This is a genomic window from Fodinicola acaciae, assembly GCF_010993745.1.
Classification (GTDB): Bacteria; Actinomycetota; Actinomycetes; order Mycobacteriales; family HKI-0501; genus Fodinicola; species Fodinicola acaciae.
Map to the genome: position 1 here is coordinate 706,353 of NZ_WOTN01000003.1, position 19,730 is coordinate 726,082.

Here is a 19,730-nt window from a genome sequence, read left to right on the forward strand (position 1 = left end):
CTGGCCTACCGGGACGCCATGGCACCTTCCGCGCAGCCGATGGCCGGAAAGACATCACCCGGTCGCTGCGCTGCCGGACGATGACCCGGATGGGCAGCCCTCGGAGCAGAGTAGGCCAGCCGTCGAGCGTCCAGTGGCGCGGAACCGCTCACCAACCCAGAGGTCAAAAACTCAAGTCCAACGCAAGCATGGTGGCCATGCGGCCAGAGCGACAAATCAGGCCAGGCTCTGCCGGAGCAGCTGCGCGCCGAGCCGCATGATCCGCGTCGCGGCCGGATTGTCGCTCTCCTGCTTGGAAAGTTGCTCGACGCCGGCCCGCAGGACGGCCTTTTCGCCGCCGGCCTGTGCGTACAACCGGCGAGCCGCCTCGTCGGCGGTGACGTTCTGCTGCACCACCTCACCGGCCAGCCGGCATGCCTCGCTGACGACCGGCACGAGCGCGTATTTGCCGGCGGCGGTCAGCTCGCCGTCGTCGTCGACGAGTTTTCCGGTCGCGGCCGGCGGCGCGGCGGCGACATGTACGGGCATCCGACGGCTGAGATGGTAAAGAAAACCGCCGGCCGCTCCGGTGAACACGCCGGGGACGATCGTCTCCACGGCCGCCGTCCCCCAGCCTGCCTCGCCGATGTGCTCGGTCAAAGCCTTGACCACCAGGGCGCCGAAAACGACAAGCGGCACGAGGGAAAGCCCGGCGCCGAGCGTCGCACCTCGCTGCTCACCGCGCGACAGCCAGCGCGCGCCGACACCGAAACCGGCGGCGAAGCCGAGCGGAATCAGCATCAGAATGAACGTACAGATATAGACAAAGGGATTGGCGACAGGTTTTTGGATGACGTTGGCAATCCAGGCGACGACGAAACCGACGCAGACGAGTGCCAGCGCGATCATGACGGCCACTCCGGCAACACGCTGCCAGGCCGGGACGGGTGCGGATGAGGACATGGTGCCAGACCGTACGAAGGCGTGCTTATTCCTCGGTATGGCCTTCGAAGGAATTCGAATCAGTCGGAGGCCTGCTCGGTCAGCGGCAGCCGCACCTGGAAACGGGTGTCCCCTGGCACCGACTTCACCCGCAGGTCGCCGTGATGCCGGTTGGCCACGATCCGGAAAGAGATGTCCAAGCCGAGTCCGGTGCCCTCGCCGACCCCCTTGGTGGTGAAGAACGGCTCGAAAATCCGCTGCTTCAGCTCCTTCGGCACGCCCGGTCCGGTGTCGCACACCTCGACCAGCAACTGGTCTTTCTCCAGCGCCGTACGGATCGTCAGCGTGCCGCCGCCCTTCATGGCGCCGACCGCGTTGTCGATCAGGTTGGTCCACACCTGGTTGAGCTCACCCGCGTACGCCGGGATGTTGGGCACCGACCGGTCATAGTCCTTGACCACCTCGATGTGCGCCTTGTGGAGTTTTCCGCTCAGCATCACCAGAGTCGAGTCGAGGCCGTCGTGCACGTCGATCCACTGGTATGGCGCGCGGTCCATCTGCGAATACTGCTTGGCGGCACCCACCAGTGTGGAGATCCGCGTCGTCGCGTCCTCGATCTCCCCCATCAGCGACTCGGTTTCCACCGCATAGCCAAGCCAACGCAAAGCGCCGTCGAGGAGTTCGTCGCCAACGGCGGACAAAACCTCGTCGAGCTCGTCTGTGCCGATGCCGGCCTGGACGAAAACCGCCGCCAGGTCCCAGCCCTGCTCGATCTCGTGGTCGTCGAACCAGTCGGTGAGCTGGTCCTCCAGATCGGAGGCCTGCACGGCCGACAGTTTCGGTGCGCTGCCGACCCGTTTGACCAATGTCTCCTGGATGTCGAGCAGTTTCTCCAAAAGATCGGGGTCGATGTCACCGCGGGCGAGCTTGGCCAACTTGGACCGCATGCCGGCGACCCGCTCGCGCAGCGACGCCGTCGCGCGTACGGCCGCGGCCGCCGGATTGTTGAGCTCGTGGGTCAAACCGGCCGACAACGACCCCAACGCGAGCAGCCGCTCGCGCTGGCCGATCACGAAATCGGTGTTTTGCCGGCCGAGGAAGGCACCCTGCAGCAGGTGCGTCGCCATCGGAAACCACTCGCGGAACTTCGCCGAGAACTCCTCGGCCGGCAGCTCCAGGAAAGAAGCGTCCGTCACCGCGAAGACGCTGGCGCTGTAGTTTTCGCCGCCGCGCTGGATCGCCAGCTGGGTGGCACCACAGTAGGAGCCGCGATAGTCGGTGCGGTTGATCTCGATGAGGTCGCCGCGGACCGTGCGGCACATCCGCAGTGTGCCGCTCAGCAGCACGAAAAAGCAGGTCGACGGCTCGCCTTCCTGCGCGACCGTGGCACCGGCCGCGTACGACCGCACCGTGCCGTGCTCAGCGATCCAGTCGAGCTGCTCCTCCGAGAGCTTCTCGAACAGAAAGAGCGTACGCAGCTCATCGTGTGACAACGCACTCATGACGTCCTCCTGAGACGACACTAGCTCTAACGCCCGTCGACCAGATATTGATGTACGAGAGTGACCGCCATCGCACCCTCGCCCACCGCGGAGGCGACCCGCTTCACCGACTGCGACCGCACGTCGCCGGCGACGAAGACGCCCGGCATCGACGACTCCAGATAGAACGGGTCGCGGTCCAGGCTCCAGCCTTTCGGCCGCTGGCCGTCGACGAGCAGGTCCGGGCCGGTCCGGACGAAGCCGTACGCGTCGCGCTCAAGCGTGTCGCCGAGCCAGTCGGTCCGCGGCGCCGCGCCGATGAAGATGAAGACGTGGTCGGCGGCGACCCGCTCGGTCGACTCGTTGGCCGCGTCGCGCAGCGTCAGCGCCTCCAGGTGCTCGCCGCCGTGCGCCTCCTCGACGGACGTACGCAGCCGTACGGTCACGTTTTCGATCGCGTCGAGCTGCTGGATCAGATAGTGCGACATCGACGCCTCGAGCGACTTGCCGCGTACGAGCAGGGTCACCGTCTTGGCGTAGCGCGAGAAGAAAACAGCGGCCTGACCAGCGGAGTTGGCGCCGCCGACGATGTAGATGTCCTCGCCGCGGGTCTCCGCCGCCTCGGTCGTCGCCGAGCCGTAGTAGACACCGCGGCCGGTCAGGTCCATGCAGCCAGGCGCTTCGAGCGCGCGGTAGGAGACGCCGGTCGCCAGCACGACCGCGTGCGCCGCGATCTCGCTGCCGTCGCCAAACCGTACGACCCGCGCCGAGCCGCGTGCCTCCAGGCCGACGACATCGCGCGCGGTCAGCACCTCGGCGCCGAACTTCTGCGCCTGCCGCCGAGCGCGGTCGGTCAGCTGCGCGCCGGACACGCCGTCGGGAAAGCCGAGGTAGTTCTCGATCCGCGAGCTCTGGCCGGCCTGGCCGCCGGTCGCCTGGCGCTCGACCAGCACCGTACGCAGGCCTTCGGACGCGCCGTACACCGCCGATCCGAGACCGGCCGGCCCGCCGCCGATCACGATCAGGTCATAGAACTCCGCCGCCGGCTGCGTCGACAGCCCGACCGCGTCGGCGATCTGGGAGCCGGTCGGATTGCGCAGCGCCTGGCCGTCCGGCGTGATGACCACCGGGATGTCGTCGGCGTCCGCGCCACAGGCGTCGAGCAGCCGGCAACCCTCCGGATCGTCCACCGAATACCACCGGTAGGGCACGGAGTTGCGCGCCAGGAAGTCGCGCACCTCGTACGACGGCGCCGACCAGCGGTGGCCGACCACCTTGGTCTCCTCGACCGCACGCTCGCCGGTCGCCTGCCACAGCTCGACCAGCGCGTCGACCACCGGATAGAGCTTTTCCTCCGGCGGTTCCCACGGCTTCAGCAGATAGTGGTCGACGTCGACGACGTTGATCGCCTGAATCGCCGCGTCGGTGTCCGCGTACGCGGTGAGCAGTGCACGCCGCGCGCGCGGGAACAGGTCCATCGCCTGCTCGAGGAACTGGATGCCGTCCATCTGCGGCATCCGGTAGTCGGCCAGGATCGCCGCCACCGTCTCACCGCGCAGCTTGATCTCGCGCAGCGCGTCGAGCGCGTCGGCGCCGGAGTCCGCGCGCATGATCCGGTAGTCCGCGCCGTACTTCCGGCGCAGGTCGCGCGCGACCGCACGCGAGACGGCCGGATCGTCGTCAACGGTCATCAGGATGGGCTTGCTCATGGGCTCGATTATCCTGGCGTCATCAGGGTCAGTGCCAGCACGATACTGATGTCGCCGAAGATGTGGATTGTCAGGTTCCAGCCGAATCCACGGGTTTGCACCATTGCCAACGCGCAGATCAGGCCGTACGCGGTCGTGTACGTGACGCCGAGCCAGCCGCCGGGGTTGCCGGTGAGATGGCCGAGGCCGAAGACCAGCGAGGTGAGGACGACCGCCGCCGGCACGCTCATCGTGTCCCTGAGCGCGCGGATCGCGGTGTGCCGATAGAGAAACTCCTCGCTCGCCGCGTTGACGAAGGCGGCCAGCACGAAGACCGGGATCCAGCCGGCGACGTTGCTCCACGGCACGCCGATCGTGAAGAGCCCGAAGACGACGAGGATCACCAGCGGACCGAGCACCGGCCAGCGCAGCCAGCCGACCACCTTGGCGTTGAGGTCGCCGACGTGCACGTTGAGGTCGTCACGACCCCAGCCGAGGCGCCGCGCGGCGACCACGGCGAGCACCACGGAGACGAGCTTGAGCGCGTTGACGATGAGGAAGGCGACCGGGATCGGCGCGGTCTGCAGCCAGTCGCCGATCAGGCTGGTGACCAGCGCGGAGAACCAGCCGAAGACGGAGATGGCGGCGAAGATCAGCAGCGCTGGCGTGCGTACGACCGCGTAGAGGATCGTCAGGATCACCGTCGCGGCGATGCCGGCGGCGACACCGGTGGCCGGCGTCCACACCGCGCCCAGTTGCAACGGCAGCCCGCTGGCCAGCAGCAGGCCGGTGATCCAGATGAGAGCTTTTTGGTTGGTCATCGCAGGCAAGTCAACCCGGTCGGCGGCGCCGCGGCATCCTGCGCGCGTACGACCGCCGGCTGAATCTTTCGGCCTACGCGTGCTTGGCCACGACCTCGCGGACGATGTCGGGGATCGGCACCGGACGGCGCGTCTGGCTGTCGACGTACACGTGCACGAAGCGTCCGGTCGCGGCGAGCTCGTCCTGGCGGTGGATCTTCAGGTCGTACACGATGCTGCTGTTGCCGAGTCTCTCGATGTCGATGGCGACCTGGAGGATGTCAGGGAAGCGGATTTCCTTGAGATAGCGGCAGGAAACCTCGGCGACGATGCCGATCGCCGGCAGCTGGCGGATGTCGACACCGGTGGCCTCGATCAGCCAGCCGTTGACGGCGGTGTCGAAGTACGAGAAGTAGACCGTGTTGTTGACGTGGCCGTACACGTCGTTGTCGATCCACCGTGTCGCGATCTCCCGGATAACCGTCATGCTCGGCAGTATTCACGCCATCACGGCGGCCAGCTCCACGAACTCGCCGTTTTCGTGGTCGATATCGGCGTTTCGACCACGAAACGTCAAGATCGCGACGATTCGAGTCGCCAAACCGTCGCGACCGCAACGCCTCCGACGCCTCTTCCAGGCCGATCGACTGCGGCGACTTGCTGAACGCGTATTCGACGGCGGCGAGCGCAATGTCACGCTGCTTGGCCTCGCCGGCGTCACGCCGGAGTGGTTTTCGCTAGTTCCACGAACTCGACGTTTTCGTGGTCGGCATCGGCGTGTCGACCATGAAAACGTCAAGATCACGAAGGTCAGCCGCGAGCGAGCACCAGTGGCAGTACGGTCGTCAACCCGACCCAGTCGGACGTGACCACCGACGCGTGCTGTGCGGCCAGGTCCGTGACCCGCTGCGTCGCCTGCGCCACCGTCGGGTTGCGGCTGTCGATGGCCGGCGCGACGTTCTGCGCGTCGGTCATCACCAGGAAATAATGGTTGGCGTCATACCATCCCGGCCCGGTGCCGGTGACCCACGCGCTCGCATCGCCGTCGAAGAACACAAACCACGGCCTCAGCGCCGCCGCGTACTTGTCGCGCGGGTCGCCGCCGGCGGCACCGTGTACGGCCGGGAAGACCTGCGCGTCGCCGAGCCTGCCGGAGTTTTCCAACGCCTGCAGATATTGTGCCTCCTCGACATCGGTGTGCAGCGTGTCGGTCGGGTTGCCTTCTTCGACGGTGCCAGGGATGACCTCGACGAAGACCTTGCCGGCGAGCTGCGCGCGCGTCGGCCAGTTGTTGGCTTTGGCGGCATCGTCAAGGGTCGCGTACGAGCCAAGCAAATCAGCCGGCCGGAAGACGTGACCGGCCAGATGCGCGCGAAAAGCCGCGTCCAGCTCGTCCGGTCCACGGCCGTGGTTGTCCGAAAAACCGGTCTTCATCTCCAGTTTCAGCATGATCGGGCCGTTGCCGGGATGCGCGTCCAGCCACACGCGGATGTCGTCCAGGCACGACTCCAGGTCCTTGTTGGCGCCACCGGTGTAGAGATCGGCCGGTGAGCTGGCGGTGACGCAGTTGTTCTTGTTGCTGGTCAGGCTGTCGTGGCTGACTTTCCACTCGTTGGTGAAAAAGTCCGGCCAGACGTCCAGCTCGATCAGTGACGAGCCGGCGTCCAGCGCCTGTGCGAGATAGCCGTACGCGCCAGGATCGTAGGTGTTGTGCACTCCCACGACCGTCGTTTGGGAGATTTTCGGGGAGTCCGCGTACGCCGCCGGAGTCGCGACGGCAGCCACCGCGAGCGCCGCGACGGCCAGCGCCTGAGCCTTGCCAAACATGGGTCTCCTTCGCCGGGACAAGGGTGAAGTAACGACCCATAACGTCTATCACATGATCGGGTGCCCGTAACCCCCGCAGATCTCCGCTTTCTCCCGCGGATCCTCGACCACCAGCGCGGCCACGATCTCCCGTGCCTGCTCACGGGCCGGCTCCGCGGTGACCGGTATGCGCAGCCGAAACTGCCGATGTTCCATCGGACGCTCGAAAATCTCGTAGAACTCGTTCACCGTCGGGCGTGGTGGCGAGGTGAACACCAGCTCCACCTCCGACTCACGCCCAGGTGGACTCTGGATGAAATCCAGGCTGCTGTTGCAGGCACCGAGGATCCCCGGATCACCGGCGATCGCCTTACGCACCAAGCGTGCCACCGTACGCCCCGGCCATTCCCAGTCGCGGTCGCCGTCGGCGCGCGCGAGCTCGGCCTCGTATTGCTCGGCGGCAAACCGAAAAGCGCTCAGCTCGACCCCGACCACGTCCGGATTTCGCCAGCTGTCCCAGACAATCTCGTCGCCGTCGCGGACGATCCGCACATAAACCGCACCACAGCAGCCTTCGGTGCAGTCGGCCTCGGCCAGCCGCACCTCCTCGGAGTGCCGCGCCGGCAGCAACGGGCTGCGCGGTCCGAGCAGCTCGTCGGGGTCGGCGTTGGGTCCGGCATCGAAGACCTCGGCCAGAATGTCGCGGCCGTCGACCAGCAGCCTCAGCTCCACGCTCTGCCACCGCGAAGCCGGTGGCGTGCGTACGGCAAGAGTCAGCTGGTTGCGCATCCGACAAGCGTACGCGCTATGGCAGCGGAGGCAGTGAGGTCTGCCAAAGCCAGGCCTCGAAAAGCTCGTGCAACGACTCACCGGCGCAGGCCTCGGCAACCGCCACGAACTCCTCGGTCGTCACCGGACTGTGCCGGCGAGTGGTGCTCCATTCCTTCACCAGCGAGAAAAACCGCTCGTCGCCGAGTCGCTTTCGCAGCGCGTGCAAGGTCAGTCCGCCGCGCTTGTAGACCTGCGGGTCAAACAGCCGGTCCACTCCTGGGTCGGCCACGACGACGTCATTCGGTCCGGCGGCGAGGAAATCGTGCCATTCGCGCGCGTGCGCGTCGGCGGGCCGGCCGCCGGACGTCTCCGACCAGATCCACTCCGCGTAGGTGGCGAAGCCCTCGTTGAGCCAGATCTGCCGCCAGTCGGCGACGGTCAGGCTGTTGCCAAACCATTGGTGTGCCAGCTCGTGCACAGCCAGCCGCTCGTGCGTACGCCGGCCGTCCAGGTGGTTGGCGCCGAAGATCGACATGCCCTGCGCCTCGATCGGATCGTCCAGGTCGTCGTCGGTCACCACGATGACGTACTCGCCAAACGGATACGGCCCGAAAAGGCCTTCCAGCGCGCTCATGATCTGCCGCTGCCGGCCGAAATCCTTGCCGAAGACCTTGCGCAGCCGCGCCGGCATGGCCGCGCGCTGGCCGTCGGAAATGCGCACCTCGTCGTACTGTCCAATTTGGACACTCATGAGATACGTCGGCGTCGGCTCGGGGCGTTCGTACGTCCACGTGGTGCTGGTCGCGCGCTGCCGCCTGGAGACCAGGTTTCCGGTCACCAGCACCACATATGGCGAGTCCACGGAGATCGCCACGCGATAGCTGGCACGGTCGCTCGGGTGGTCGTTGCACGGAAACCACGACGGCGCGCCGATCGGCTGGCTCGCCACCAACACGCCGTTGGTCAGCTCGTCCCAGCCGATGTCACCCCACCGGCCAGGCACCGGCCGCGGATTGCCGGAATAGCGGACCTCCACGCGAAAACTCGCGTCAGCCTGGACCGCCTTCGCCGGCTTGACGTGAAGTTTGCCACCACTACGCGAAAACTTGGCCGCCTTGCCGTCGACCAGCACGCGGTCGACGCGAAATCCGGACAGGTCAAGGCTGAGACGCGACAGCGCCTGCGTGGCCACGACCGAGAGCCGCGCCACTCCGGACAGCCGATTGGGTCCGACGCGATAGTCGAGATCCAGGTCATAGCGCTCGACCCGATAGCCGCCGTTGCCGTGCTCAGGCAGATACGGGTCGGTGGACCGGTCCGCGCCGGGAGCCGGCGTGGACCGCGAAGCCTTGGACCTCACCCGCGTTGCGCCCAGGCCGCGATCGGGTTGCCGAGCCACGCCGAGTCGGCCGGCACCGCGTCGCCGCGGGTCACCAGCGAGCCGGGGCCGACCGTCGTACGCGCACCGATCCGCGCGCCGGGCAGCACGATGCCGTGCGGGCCCAGCGTCGCGCCGTCGTCGAGTGCCACCTCGTCCATCCGCATGATCCGATCATGGAACAGATGCGTCTGCACCACACATCCGCGGTTGATCGTGGTGCCGTCGCCGAGCCGGACCAGATCCGACTCTGGCAGCCAATACGTCTCCAGCCAGGCGCCACGGCCGATTGTGGCACCCATCGTGCGCAGCCAGGCCGGCAGCAGCGGCGTGCCGGCGACCGCGCCGACCAGCCACGGCACCGCGACCACCTCGACGAACGTGTCGGCCAGCTCGTTGCGCCAGACGAACGCGCTCCACAGTGGACGCTCGATCGCCCGGAAACGGCCGACCAGCAGCCATTTCACCGCCGTGGTGATCAGGCATCCGAGCACACCGACGGCGACGAGTACGACGCCGCTGAGCACGGCGGCCAACCAACCGCCGAGCACCAGAAGTGTCGACAAGGTGAGCACGGCGAGAAAAGCCGAGGCCATCACCGGCAGGATGCGGCAGATTTCCACGGCCGCACGCGCGATCCTCAGCCGCCGCGCCGGCCGGAACGTACGCCCGGCGTCGGTCTGCTCGACCGCGCGGCGCAACGGAATCGGCGGCATGCCGAGCCAGGACGAGCCTTTCTTGGCCTTGCGCGGCGTCGACGAGAGCACGCCGACCAGGCCCTTCTTCGGCACCGCGTGGCCGGCGGCGGTGATGCCTGAGTTACCAAGGAAAGCCTGCTTGCCGATCCGCGCCGGCGCGACGTGCAGCCAGCCGTGGCCGAGCTCGTACGTGGCGACCATCGTGTCGTCGGCGAGGAAAGCGCCATCGGACACCTTGGTCATCTTCGGCACCGCCAACACGGTCGACGCCTCCACCCCGCGACCGACCTTCGCGCCGAGCAGCCGCAGCCACACCGGCGTGAAAAGGCTCGCGTAGATCGGGAAAAGGCCGACTCGCGCCAGGTCCATCAGCCGCTCGGTGGCCCACACCTGCCAGGCCTTGCGGCCGTGGACGGGGTGATAGCCGGCGGTCATGCCGAGGCTCAGCGCCCGTACGCCGGCCAGCACTATCAGCGCGTACGTGAGGAAATACGCCACCGCGGCGGCCGGCGAGACGGCGAGCGCGCGCACGACCGCGCCGGAAACCGTTGCCTGACCGGAAACCGACCAGCCGAGCAGCGCCAATGCCGGCAGTGCCGCGAAAGCCGGCACCAGGCCGAGCAGGATCGAGGTCAGGCCGAAGATCGCGGCCCACAGCCGCTTGCGCTCGGAGGCGCCGGCCGGCCATTTCAGGCCGTCGCCACCGGTGCGTACGGCCGGCGAACCGGACCACCGCTGGCCGGCCGGCACCGCGCCGGAAACCGTTGAACCGGCGGCGATCTCGGCGCCCTTGCCGATGCGCGCACCTGGCAGCAGGGTCGTACGACCACCTACGCGTGCACCAGCGCCGACGCGGATTTTGCCGACGTGCAGCCGATCTCCGTCGACCCAGTAGCCGGACAGATCGACGTCCGGCTCAATCGCGGCGCCACGGCCGAGCTTGAGCAGGCCGGTCACCGGCGGCGGCGAATGCAGGTCGACATCCTTGCCGACCTTGGCGCCGAGCGCCTTGGCGTAATGCGTCATCCAGGACGCACCGGAAACATTGGTGACACCGCTGAGGTCCGCGAGCCGCTCGGCGAACCACAGTCGCATGTGGACGGAGCCGCCGCGCGCGTACGTGCCGGGACGTACGCGCCGCAGCAACAGACGCGACACACCGGCGGTCAGCGCGATGCGGCCCGGTGGCGTGAAAAGTGCCAGCCAGCCGGCCGCTATCCACCACCACGAGGTCGTCGGAGACCAGGCGGCACCAAGGAAAGCCAGCACGTTGCCGATCGCGGCGGCGACCGTGACCCATCGCAGACCGACCACCGTCATCAACGGGATCATCAGCAGCGACTGCAAAACTCCGGTGAGGCGCGGCGTCGGCCGGACCTCGCGGCGAGTCGTCTGAGCGCAGTCGATCGCGTCCAGCACGGCGGCGAGCGCGCCGAGCTTCGGGTTCTGGTAGATGTCGACGATCGCGACGCCGGGGTGCTTCTCGCGTATCCGGGCGACCAACTGCGCCGCCGTCAGGCTGCCGCCGCCGTGTGAGAAGAAGTCGGCGCTGGCGTTTTTCACCTGTACGCCAAGGATGTCGGCCCAGCACTCGGCCAGCCACCGCTCGGTCGGCGACAGGTCGATCGCCGAAGTGTCCACTGTGGACAGTGGCCAGGGCAGCGCGGCGCGGTCGACCTTGCCGGACGTACGAGTCGGCAGATCGTCGACGACCGCGATCAACGGCACCAGCGCCGCCGGCAGTTGCTCGCGCAGCGTCTCCGCGGCCGCATCTGTGTCAAATTCACCGCGCGGCACGACGTATCCGACCAGGATGTGGTTGCCGGCAGGCGTTTTCTGCACCGCGCAAGCGGCGCCGGCCACGTGTGGCAACGCCTGCAGCGCCGCGTCGACCTCGCCGAGCTCGATGCGCCGGCCGCCGAGCTTGACCTGTTCGTCAGCGCGGCCAACGAAAAGCAGGCCCTCCGGCTCGGCGCGTACGATGTCGCCGCTGCGATAGGCGCGCTGCCAACCGAGCGAGTGCAGCGGCGCGAACTTCTCCGCGTCCTTCGCCTCGTCCAGATAGCGAGCGAGGCCGGCGCCGCCGATCACCAGTTCGCCGCTCTCACCCATCGTGACCGGCTCGCCGTCGGCGCCGACCACCGCGAGCTGCCAGCCGTCCAACGGCAGGCCGATCCGGACCGGTCCGTCGCCGGTCAGCTGGGCCGCGCACGCGACCACAGTGGCCTCGGTCGGACCGTATGTGTTCCACACCTCTCGGCCTTCGACCGCCACGCGTTCGGCCAGCTCAGGCGGGCACGCCTCGCCGCCGAAGATCAACAGCCGGACCTCGTCCAGCGCGTCCGCCGGCCACAGCGCGGCCAGCGTCGGCACCGTGGAGACGATCGTGATGCCCTGCGCGACCAGCCACGGACCGAGGTCGACACCGGTGCGTACCAGCGACCGCGGCGCCGGCACCAGACACGCTCCGTGACGCCAAGCCAGCCACATCTCCTCGCACGACGCGTCGAAGGCGACCGACAGGCCGGCCAGCACGCGGTCGCCGGGTCCGATCGGCTCGTCCGGCAGGAACAGCCGGGCCTCGGCGTCCACGAACGCGGCGGCGGCGCGGTGGCTGACCGCCACGCCTTTCGGCTTGCCGGTCGAGCCGGAGGTGAAGATGATCCAGGCGTCGTCACGTACGGTAGGCGGCAGCTGCTGACCGAGCGGTGCGCCGACCATGTCGATCCGACCGTCGTCGCCGACCACCGCACACACGCCTGCCTCGGTGAACACCACCTCGGCGCGCTCGTCCGGGTCGTCGGCGTCCACTGGGACGTACGCGGCGCCGGCGGCGATCACCGCGAGGATCGCTACGTAGAGTTCGGCGCGGCCGGACGAAATCCGTACGCCGACCCGCTCGCCGGCGCCGATGCCGGCGGCCGCGAGCTTGCCGCGCATCGTCTCGACCTCGTCGGCGAGCTGCCGGTAGGTGAGCACGGTGGTGCCGTCGTCGATCGCCTCGGCGCCGGGGTGGCGCGCGACCGTCGCGCGGAAAATGTCCAGCAGCGTCCGCGGCGGCGCTGCATCGATCGAGGCGTAAATCGCGCGTCGTGACGGAGTTTCCGCCGGAGAAACGGTGGAGTCGAGCGTGACGGTCACCGTGAACCGGCCGGTTCAACCCGCATTCTTCACCTTCTCCAGATCCCCCCAACCAGGCAGAACACCTGGCGCAGACCGACCAAGTGTACGGCAGGTGAACGAAATGCCGGGTATTCGCTGCACTTTAGTGTCCAAACACACGTCCGGTAGGTTGCGGTGATGAGAGCTTTTGACCTGAGTGGACATGTCACGGTCGTCACAGGCGGCAATTCCGGAATTGGCCTGGCAATGGCCGGCGGACTCGCCGAAGCCGGCGCCAATGTCTGCATTTGGGGGACAAACACCGAGCGCAATGCCGCGGCCGCCGAGCAGTTGCGCGCACACGGGCACGGCGTGCTCGCGCTTTCCTGCGATGTGGGCGAAGAAGACCAGGTCGAGGCCGCGATGGCGCAAACCGTCGAGCATTTCGGCCGCCTCGACTCGTGTTTCGCCAACGCCGGCGTGACCGGTGGCGGCACGCGTTTCGTGGAAACGGATCTGGCCGCGTTCCGCCGGGTGACGCGCGTCAACCTGGACGGCGCTTTCCTGACTTTTCGCGCGGCCGCTCGACAACTCGTCGCACAGGGCGAAGGCGGCAGCCTGGTGGCGACCGCGAGCCTCGCCGCGGTGCAGGGGCCGCCGCGCGGTCAGGCGTACGCGGCCAGCAAAGGCGGCCTGATCTCGATGGTCAAGGCGATCGCGATGGAACTGGCCAAACACCGTATTCGCGCCAACGCGATCCTGCCTGGCTGGATCAGCACGCCACTGGCCGATCCGGCCCTGAACTCCGAGCCGTTCCACCGCCGCGTGCTGCCGCGCGTGCCGGCCGGACGATGGGGCGAGCCGGCCGACTTCGCCGGCTTGGCGGTCTATCTGGCCAGTCCGGCCAGCGCGTACCACACCGCCGACACGATCACCGTCGACGGCGGATACGTGGCCTTCTGACGGTTGGGACCGGTCCCCCGTTGGTTGTGTCAGACTGACCTGCCATGCGGACCCCTGCCGGAATGCTTGTGGTGCTGGCCGTGCTCGCCGGCTGCGGCGCGTCGAGCGGGGTGACCGTTGACTGTCACGGCGCGAAACCCGGATCGGTCTATGCGGAGCCAATCCTGGTCGAGCGCGCCGACAACCCCAGCAGGGTCGAGCCGTATCTGCTCTATGTCGCCTGCAAAACCGACGACGAGGCGGCGATCGTCGACAGCCATGGAAAACGCTATCGCGACTTCGACGACTTTCGCGCCAACAACAGCGACTTCACCGCCAAGGACCAGCTCTCGGTGGCTCGCCGGATGCCGTCGCGCGGACAGCACACCGGGACGGTCAACCTGTCCGGCCACACCTCGCCGCCGGTCAACTGGTGGCTGGTCGGCGGCGGCGTCATCGCACTACTGGCGATCGGCGCGTTCGCGTACTGGCGAATCTTCCGCCGGCCAACCGGTCCGCCGGTGTACTAGGGTCCGTTTCGAAGTCCCACGCGGCGATAGCCGGGCCGAACGCCGCCTGGATCTCGACTCTCATCCACGTGGGACTTCGAAACAGACCCTAAAAGCGGATGCGAGCGCGGCGGCCGGATCGGCGGCCCTGGTGATCGAGCGACCCAGGACGATGTGTGTGGCACCTGCTCGAAAAGCCTCCGCCGGTCCGGCCGTGCGCGCGTGATCGGCGTTGCCGTCACTGGCAAGGCGCACACCTGGCGTGACGATCAACGGCTCGTGACCGAGCTGGGCACGGATTTTCGCGGCCTCTCTCGGGGAAGCGACAACGCCGTCACATCCGGCGGCGCGTGCGAGCGTCGCCAGTCGTACGACCTGATCGTCCACCTTCGCCGCGACACCGACCCGCGCGAGCTCGTCATCGGTCACACTCGTGACGACGGTCAACGCGATCACTTTGAGGCGTGGAAAGTCCGTCGCCGCCTCGACCGCGGCCGCCATGATCCGCGGACCCGCCATCGCGTGCACGGTTACCATCGACGCGCCGACGCGGCCGGCGGCTCGTACGGCCGCCGCCACCGACGCCGGGATCTCGAACAGCTTCAGGTCGAGGAAGACGTCTTTTCCTTGCACCGCAAGGCGCGCGGCCAGGTCCGGACCAGCGGAGGTCAGAAGCTGCAGTCCGATCTTGTAAGCACGCGCATTGTCGCCGAGCCGATCGACGATCGCCTCCGCTTCGGCATTGCTGTCAAAGTCGAGAGCGACGAAGACGCGTCCGCTGTCCATGGTCCTATCTTCGCCGACCGGCGAGACGGAGCGTACGCGCGGCCAGGTCGTCGATGCCGGACTCTCCGAAACCGAAGACCGCGCTGCTGATCCGGCCACGCAACGGCTCGACCAGCGCGGCCGGAATCGCGTCGTAGCCGAGAAAGGCGCCGGCCCATGAGCCGGCGGTCGCGCCAATCGAGTCGGTGTCCAGCGCGGCCTGCACGGCAAGTCCTGTGGTGGCACCGAAATCGCCGTCACCCCACAACAGCGCGGCGGCCAGCGCACCGGCGTTGTTGATCGTGTGGACCCAGCTCATCGTCGGATAGCGCCGCTCGAGCGCCTCCATCGCCTCTTCCCAGCTGGCGCCTCGCTCGAAGTCGGCCAGCACCGCGGTGATCTCGGTCGCGAGCCGCGAGGTCGGCGGAATGTGTTGCAACGACTCGACAACGGACGCTTTCGCGCTGGTGGCGGTGAAGGCAGAGGCGACCAACGCGGCGGCCCACATCTCGCCGTAGATGCCGTTGGCGCGATGGCTCAGCGCCGCGTCCGCGTACGCCAACATCGCGGCTCGACGGGGATTTCCCGGTGCCACATAACCGAAAATGTCGGCGCGGATCAGCGCACCGATCCATTCGCGATAAGGATTGCGAAACTCACCGACCCGTTCGAAAGGGATCTCGCGTACCAGATTCTGGTAGGTCGCGCGCTCGGCCGTGTAGACCTGGTAGACCGGGAAACGGTAGAGCCACTCGGTCGCCACGTCACGGCTGGTGTAGCCGTCACCGTAGTTTTCCAGGATGTGCAGGCCAAGGACGGTGTAGTCGACGTCGTCATCGCGTATCGATCCGTCGATCCGGCCTTCGGTGACGCCGTCGAAACCCCACGATCCGAAGACACTCGTGGCGCCGCCGTCCGCATACGGCACATAGCCGGTCAACGGATACGCGTCGTAGGACAGCAGATATTCCTTCACGCCAAGGCGTCTGGCCCCGCCCTCGAACGGTTTTCCCATCATGTTGCCGACGACCCGGCCGGCCCAGGCGCCGCGTACGCGATCGTCGAGCCGGTCGGGCCGCTGGCTGGGACCGGCCGGCGCAAGCTCGGCGAGGATGTCCGCCAGCCGCGATCCTTCGAAATGCGGCCAGTCGGGCGGTTCTGGCCGCGCGAGCGCCGCCTCGTACAAGGCGATCAGCGCGGCATCGTGGTCGGCGTCGACCCGAGTCAGCTCCTCGCGCAGGTCCGCGACCTCGCGGCCACTTTCGGCCGCCTGCTCGATCTCGTTGCGCGCCAACGAGATCGGCGTCTGGGTGGTCGCGGCCGCGGACTCCTGCACGAAGGTGTATTCCATCCGCCGATGATCACCCCTGCAGGGACCCCTGGACAAGGTTGGCGTAGGCGGCCTGGCCGCTGGTGTTGGGGTGGTAGGACTCGGTGACCGGGTTGGACAGGCCGTTGATCCACTCCGGGTTGTCGCAGACCGCGTGGCCGGTGAAGGCGGATCGTACGTCCACGAAACCAAAACCGTGTGCGCTCGCGCGGCCGCCGATCGTCGTGGCCAGCAGGTCGCTGGTCTCGTTGAGCCGCGACTGCTCGTCCGGACTGATCCGCGCGCCGGCGTTGCACTGCTGGCCGTTGAAGATCCGCGGATAGCCGACCACGGTCACCTTCGCGTTCGGCGCCAGTGAACGGATCTTGCTGTAGAGGCCGTCCAGCGAACCCGGCAGCGTGTTGCGGATGTAGTTCTGGGCGTTGTCGATGTCACCCCAGCAGGTGTACGGCCACGGCTTGGCGCATTGCGTGATGACACTGGAAAAACCGGCGTCGTTGCCGCCGACCATGACGGTCACGTAGCGCGTACCCGACGACAGGCTTCCCAGCTGGTTGTTCAGCACGTCCGGCACCCGCGCGCCGGAGCAGGCCGCGAATGTCAGCGACAGCTCCAAACGCTGCGAGTCGAGCACCGGATAGGCGTAGTTCGAGCGCTTGCAGCTCGAGTTGTCGTACGTGTAGGAGCGCGTACCAACTCCGGAGGTGTAGGAGTCGCCGAGCGCCGTGTAGGCCGGTCCGGCGGCGTGTGCCGGTCCACTGCCGAGTCCGATGCAGGCGAGCGCGACGCCGCCTGCGAGCAATGCCTTTGCCAACCGCGCGAACCGTGCCATCTCCAGCCTCCGCTGCCGAGGGGGTGTCGCAATGCCGGACAAAGGATGGCGTGTAGGAGAGGTACGACACAAGAGTCAGTTCGGAAAATGATTGCCAAACGGGTCCAGGCCGACACGCGGTGGTGACGGGAAGTTTTGCGCACTGACAGGGCAAGTCCCGGACTGGTTGCCGAAAACACAATGTTCGCAAGGAAAAATTATCGTTCAGTCGGTGACTGGTTTCCGCATCCGGCCGCGTTGAGCGTACGTCCGACCGGGGAGGTGATATCGGATCGATAACGGCGGGCCAGGTGGACCACGTCGGAGGGAGGAAACACTTCCTCCCATTCTCAACGTATAGCCGAGATGGGGGCTTGCGGCAAGACCCCCGTCGTCCTGCAGAATCGCTCGCCGTGGCCATTACCAGCGAAAACAGGAGTCGCGAAGTGCAGGTGTTGTTGACGACGTGGGGATCGCGCGGGGACGTCGAACCGCTGGCCGGCCTGGCCGTGGCGTTGCGTGAGCTTGGCGTGGACGCGCAGGTGGCGGCGCCGCCGGACGACGACTTCGTGGCGCTGCTGGCGCGCGCCGGCGTGCCGCACGTACCACTCGGTCCGACCGTCCACTCGGTGGTCGCCGGCACCCGGCCGCCATCCGCCGACCTGGCCTTCGAGCTCGCTCGCGAGCTGGTCGCCGCGCGGTTCGAGACGCTCGGCGCGGCCGCGCGTGGATGTGACGCGCTGCTCGCGACCGGCCTGATGCCGGCCGGCGTACGCGATGTGGCCGACAAGCTCGGCATCCGCTACATCTGCGCGTGCTTCCACCTGGCCGGACTGCCGTCGCGGCATTTCCCACCTGGCCGGCGACCGGGCCGGCCGTCGTCGCCGGACGAGACCGACCTGGCGGTGCTGTGGCGCGACGACGCCGAGCGGGTGAACGAGTTGTACGGCCCCGCGGTCAACAGCCACCGAGCCGCGATTGGCTTGCCACCACTGGAAAACGTGCGCGACTACGTCTTCACCGACGCGCCGTGGCTGGCCGCGGACGCGCTGCTGTGCCCGTCCGAGGGCATGACGGAGCTGGACGTCCAACAGACCGGCGCGTGGATCCTGCCTGACACCCGTCCGCTGCCGGCTGACCTGGAGGCGTTTCTGGCGGCTGGTGCGCCGCCGGTTTTCGTCGGCTTCGGCAGCATGGCCTCGCACGCTCCGAAAGACGTCGCGCGAGTCGCCATCGAAGCGATCCGCGCGCAGGGCCGGCGCGTACTCCTCGGCCGCGGCTGGGCGGAGCTTGCCGCCATCGACGACGCCGACGACTGCTTCGTGGTCGGCGAGGTCAACCAGCAGGCCCTCTTTCGCCGCGTCGCCGCCGTCGTACACCACGGGGGCGCCGGCACCACGACAACGTCCGCGCGCGCCGGCGCTCCCCAGGTGATCGTGCCGCAGATCGCCGACCAGCCGTACTGGGCCGGCCGGGTCGCCACGCTCGGCATCGGAGCGGCGCACGAGGGCCGTACGCCGACCTTCGAGTCGCTGTCCGTGGCACTCAAGACGGCCCTGGATCCCGGCATGCGCGTACGCGCGAAGGCCGTCGCGCAGTCGCTGACCGGCAACGGCGCCACCGCGGCCGCGCGACGACTGGTGGACGAACTCACCTCGTAAGCCGTCCGTACACGCAGAAGGTCCGGGGTGTCCCGGACCTTCTGCCTTTGTAGCGGGGGCAGGATTTGAACCTGCGACCTCTGGGTTATGAGCCCAGCGAGCTACCGAGCTGCTCCACCCCGCGTCGGTTTCTCCAGTCTACCTCGACCGTCGCCACCACCAACGCGGCGGCTACCCGGTTTCGCCGACCATGGTGTGCTCGCGACTTTCCATATCAAGTGCGGATTCCGCGCGGCATTTGCCTGGCAAACTGTCGGATATCCCGCAGTCTTGGGAAGAGTCGCTTGCCAAGCTCCAGCGAATCCAGAACCGCTACCGCGGCATGCTCGTTGGCCAGGAACGCAACGACTGGCCCGCTCGCACCGCGAGCGAGCCGCGGAAACCGGATTGCAGGCGCCAAGCCAACACCCGAAACCATCACAGAGGCCAAGACGATGACCGCCAGCCGACTCCGTGTGCTCGATGCCGACCTCTGGAAGAAAGTGGCTGCCGTCGACGCTGGCACTCAGCGCCGGCTGGTTGCCGAGTTGCTTCGCCTGGTGATGGACGCGGCACCTGTCACGACCGGTCGCGCGCAAATAGAAGCCGCTTTGGCAGCCGGCAGCTATGGTGACGAAGCTCTCCGCGACTGGCTGAGCCAGTCCAGTACAGCGGCAACCGCGGCCAGTCTCGACGCCGACGAACTCGATGGCGACCAAGCCGAGGCGAAGCGGATCGCTCAGCAGGCGCGCGGCTACAAGGCCGCATACCTGGCGTTGGACACTGATCCAGCCAGAGCTGCCGGCGAAGTGGCGTACGAGGCCATGGCATTGCTTGGACAAGATCCGATTACGGCGACGACGAAGGCGATCCTCGACGATCCGTCGCGGTGAGGACACCTGCGCGCGGCAGGCCAGTCCAGATGCAGCGGCCAGCGACAACGAGAAACGGCTCCGAAGGCTTTCGCCTCCGGAGCCGTTTTCCTTTGTAGCGGGGGCAGGATTTGAACCTGCGACCTCTGGGTTATGAGCCCAGCGAGCTACCGAGCTGCTCCACCCCGCGTCGGTGAAACCAACGATACACGGCCA

At 67.6% G+C, this 19,730-nt stretch carries 16 protein-coding genes and 2 tRNA genes; 4 read left to right on the top strand and 14 right to left on the bottom strand.

Going from position 1 to position 19,730, the window contains the following annotated elements; translation table 11 throughout:
• Window positions 1-216 precede the first annotated feature (216 nt).
• From GNX95_RS29610 to GNX95_RS29650, 9 genes are all read right to left on the bottom strand, one after another.
• Window positions 217-942 (bottom strand): hypothetical protein, encoded by a 726-nt coding sequence (locus GNX95_RS29610; RefSeq protein WP_163510955.1) that lies wholly within the window; start codon window positions 940-942, stop codon window positions 217-219.
• Between the two features lie 59 nt (window positions 943-1,001).
• Window positions 1,002-2,423, bottom strand: coding sequence for an ATP-binding protein (locus GNX95_RS29615; protein ID WP_163510957.1), 1,422 nt, complete (start codon window positions 2,421-2,423; stop codon window positions 1,002-1,004).
• Window positions 2,424-2,449: 26 nt separating this feature from the next.
• The gene (locus tag GNX95_RS29620) at window positions 2,450-4,111 is read right to left on the bottom strand and encodes an NAD(P)/FAD-dependent oxidoreductase (protein ID WP_163510959.1); all 1,662 of its coding nucleotides are present in this window, start codon (window positions 4,109-4,111) and stop codon (window positions 2,450-2,452) included.
• An 8-nt stretch (window positions 4,112-4,119) separates the two neighbouring features.
• On the bottom strand, window positions 4,120-4,911 hold the full coding sequence (locus GNX95_RS29625; RefSeq protein WP_163510961.1) for a CPBP family intramembrane glutamic endopeptidase: 792 nt from the start codon (window positions 4,909-4,911) through the stop codon (window positions 4,120-4,122).
• 73 nt (window positions 4,912-4,984) lie between these two features.
• Window positions 4,985-5,377, bottom strand: coding sequence for an acyl-CoA thioesterase (locus GNX95_RS29630; protein WP_187369720.1), 393 nt, complete (start codon window positions 5,375-5,377; stop codon window positions 4,985-4,987).
• Between the two features lie 323 nt (window positions 5,378-5,700).
• Window positions 5,701-6,717 carry a phosphatidylinositol-specific phospholipase C domain-containing protein gene (locus GNX95_RS29635; RefSeq protein WP_163510963.1) on the bottom strand — a complete coding sequence of 339 codons (1,017 nt, stop codon included), beginning with the start codon at window positions 6,715-6,717 and terminating at the stop codon, window positions 5,701-5,703.
• Window positions 6,718-6,765: 48 nt separating this feature from the next.
• A complete protein-coding gene (locus GNX95_RS29640) occupies window positions 6,766-7,485 on the bottom strand; it encodes a hypothetical protein (protein WP_163510965.1) in 720 nt (239 codons plus the stop codon).
• A gap of 16 nt (window positions 7,486-7,501) precedes the next feature.
• The gene (locus GNX95_RS29645) at window positions 7,502-8,827 is read right to left on the bottom strand and encodes a M1 family metallopeptidase (protein WP_163510967.1); all 1,326 of its coding nucleotides are present in this window, start codon (window positions 8,825-8,827) and stop codon (window positions 7,502-7,504) included.
• Window positions 8,824-12,627, bottom strand: a complete 3,804-nt coding sequence (locus GNX95_RS29650; RefSeq protein ID WP_222854171.1) for a Pls/PosA family non-ribosomal peptide synthetase — start codon at window positions 12,625-12,627, stop codon at window positions 8,824-8,826. Before GNX95_RS29650 ends, GNX95_RS29645 begins: the two co-directional genes overlap by 4 nt.
• 216 nt (window positions 12,628-12,843) lie before the next feature.
• Between GNX95_RS29650 and GNX95_RS29655 the strand changes: the two genes are divergently transcribed.
• Together GNX95_RS29655 and GNX95_RS29660 are read left to right on the top strand one after the other, a co-directional pair.
• Window positions 12,844-13,608 (top strand): SDR family NAD(P)-dependent oxidoreductase, encoded by a 765-nt coding sequence (locus tag GNX95_RS29655; RefSeq protein WP_163510970.1) that lies wholly within the window; start codon window positions 12,844-12,846, stop codon window positions 13,606-13,608.
• Window positions 13,609-13,652: 44 nt separating this feature from the next.
• Window positions 13,653-14,117, top strand: coding sequence for a hypothetical protein (locus tag GNX95_RS29660; RefSeq protein WP_163510972.1), 465 nt, complete (start codon window positions 13,653-13,655; stop codon window positions 14,115-14,117).
• A gap of 60 nt (window positions 14,118-14,177) precedes the next feature.
• On the opposite strand, the gene pyrF is transcribed toward GNX95_RS29660, so the two are convergent.
• From pyrF to GNX95_RS29675, 3 genes are read right to left on the bottom strand one after another with little or no spacing between them, the layout of a single operon-like run.
• Complete coding sequence (pyrF, locus tag GNX95_RS29665) at window positions 14,178-14,882, bottom strand: orotidine-5'-phosphate decarboxylase (RefSeq protein WP_163510974.1); 705 nt, start codon at window positions 14,880-14,882, stop codon at window positions 14,178-14,180.
• Window positions 14,883-14,886: 4 nt separating this feature from the next.
• Entirely contained in the window at window positions 14,887-16,212 is a 1,326-nt protein-coding gene (locus tag GNX95_RS29670; protein ID WP_163510975.1) for an ADP-ribosylglycohydrolase family protein, read from the bottom strand.
• 10 nt (window positions 16,213-16,222) lie between these two features.
• Entirely contained in the window at window positions 16,223-17,023 is an 801-nt protein-coding gene (locus GNX95_RS29675; protein ID WP_163510978.1) for an SGNH/GDSL hydrolase family protein, read from the bottom strand.
• A 425-nt stretch (window positions 17,024-17,448) separates the two neighbouring features.
• Here GNX95_RS29675 and GNX95_RS29680 point away from each other — a divergent pair, with 425 nt between their 5' ends.
• The gene (locus GNX95_RS29680) at window positions 17,449-18,663 is read left to right on the top strand and encodes a glycosyltransferase (RefSeq protein ID WP_163510979.1); all 1,215 of its coding nucleotides are present in this window, start codon (window positions 17,449-17,451) and stop codon (window positions 18,661-18,663) included.
• A 50-nt stretch (window positions 18,664-18,713) separates the two neighbouring features.
• Here the strand turns inward: GNX95_RS29680 and GNX95_RS29685 are convergent.
• Window positions 18,714-18,787 (bottom strand) — tRNA-Met (locus GNX95_RS29685).
• A 331-nt stretch (window positions 18,788-19,118) separates the two neighbouring features.
• Between GNX95_RS29685 and GNX95_RS29690 the strand changes: the two genes are divergently transcribed.
• Window positions 19,119-19,535: a hypothetical protein gene (locus tag GNX95_RS29690; RefSeq protein WP_163510981.1), complete on the top strand. Its 417-nt coding sequence runs from the start codon at window positions 19,119-19,121 to the stop codon at window positions 19,533-19,535.
• Window positions 19,536-19,630: 95 nt separating this feature from the next.
• Here the strand turns inward: GNX95_RS29690 and GNX95_RS29695 are convergent.
• Window positions 19,631-19,704: transfer RNA gene (locus tag GNX95_RS29695), tRNA-Met, on the bottom strand.
• Window positions 19,705-19,730 lie beyond the last annotated feature (26 nt).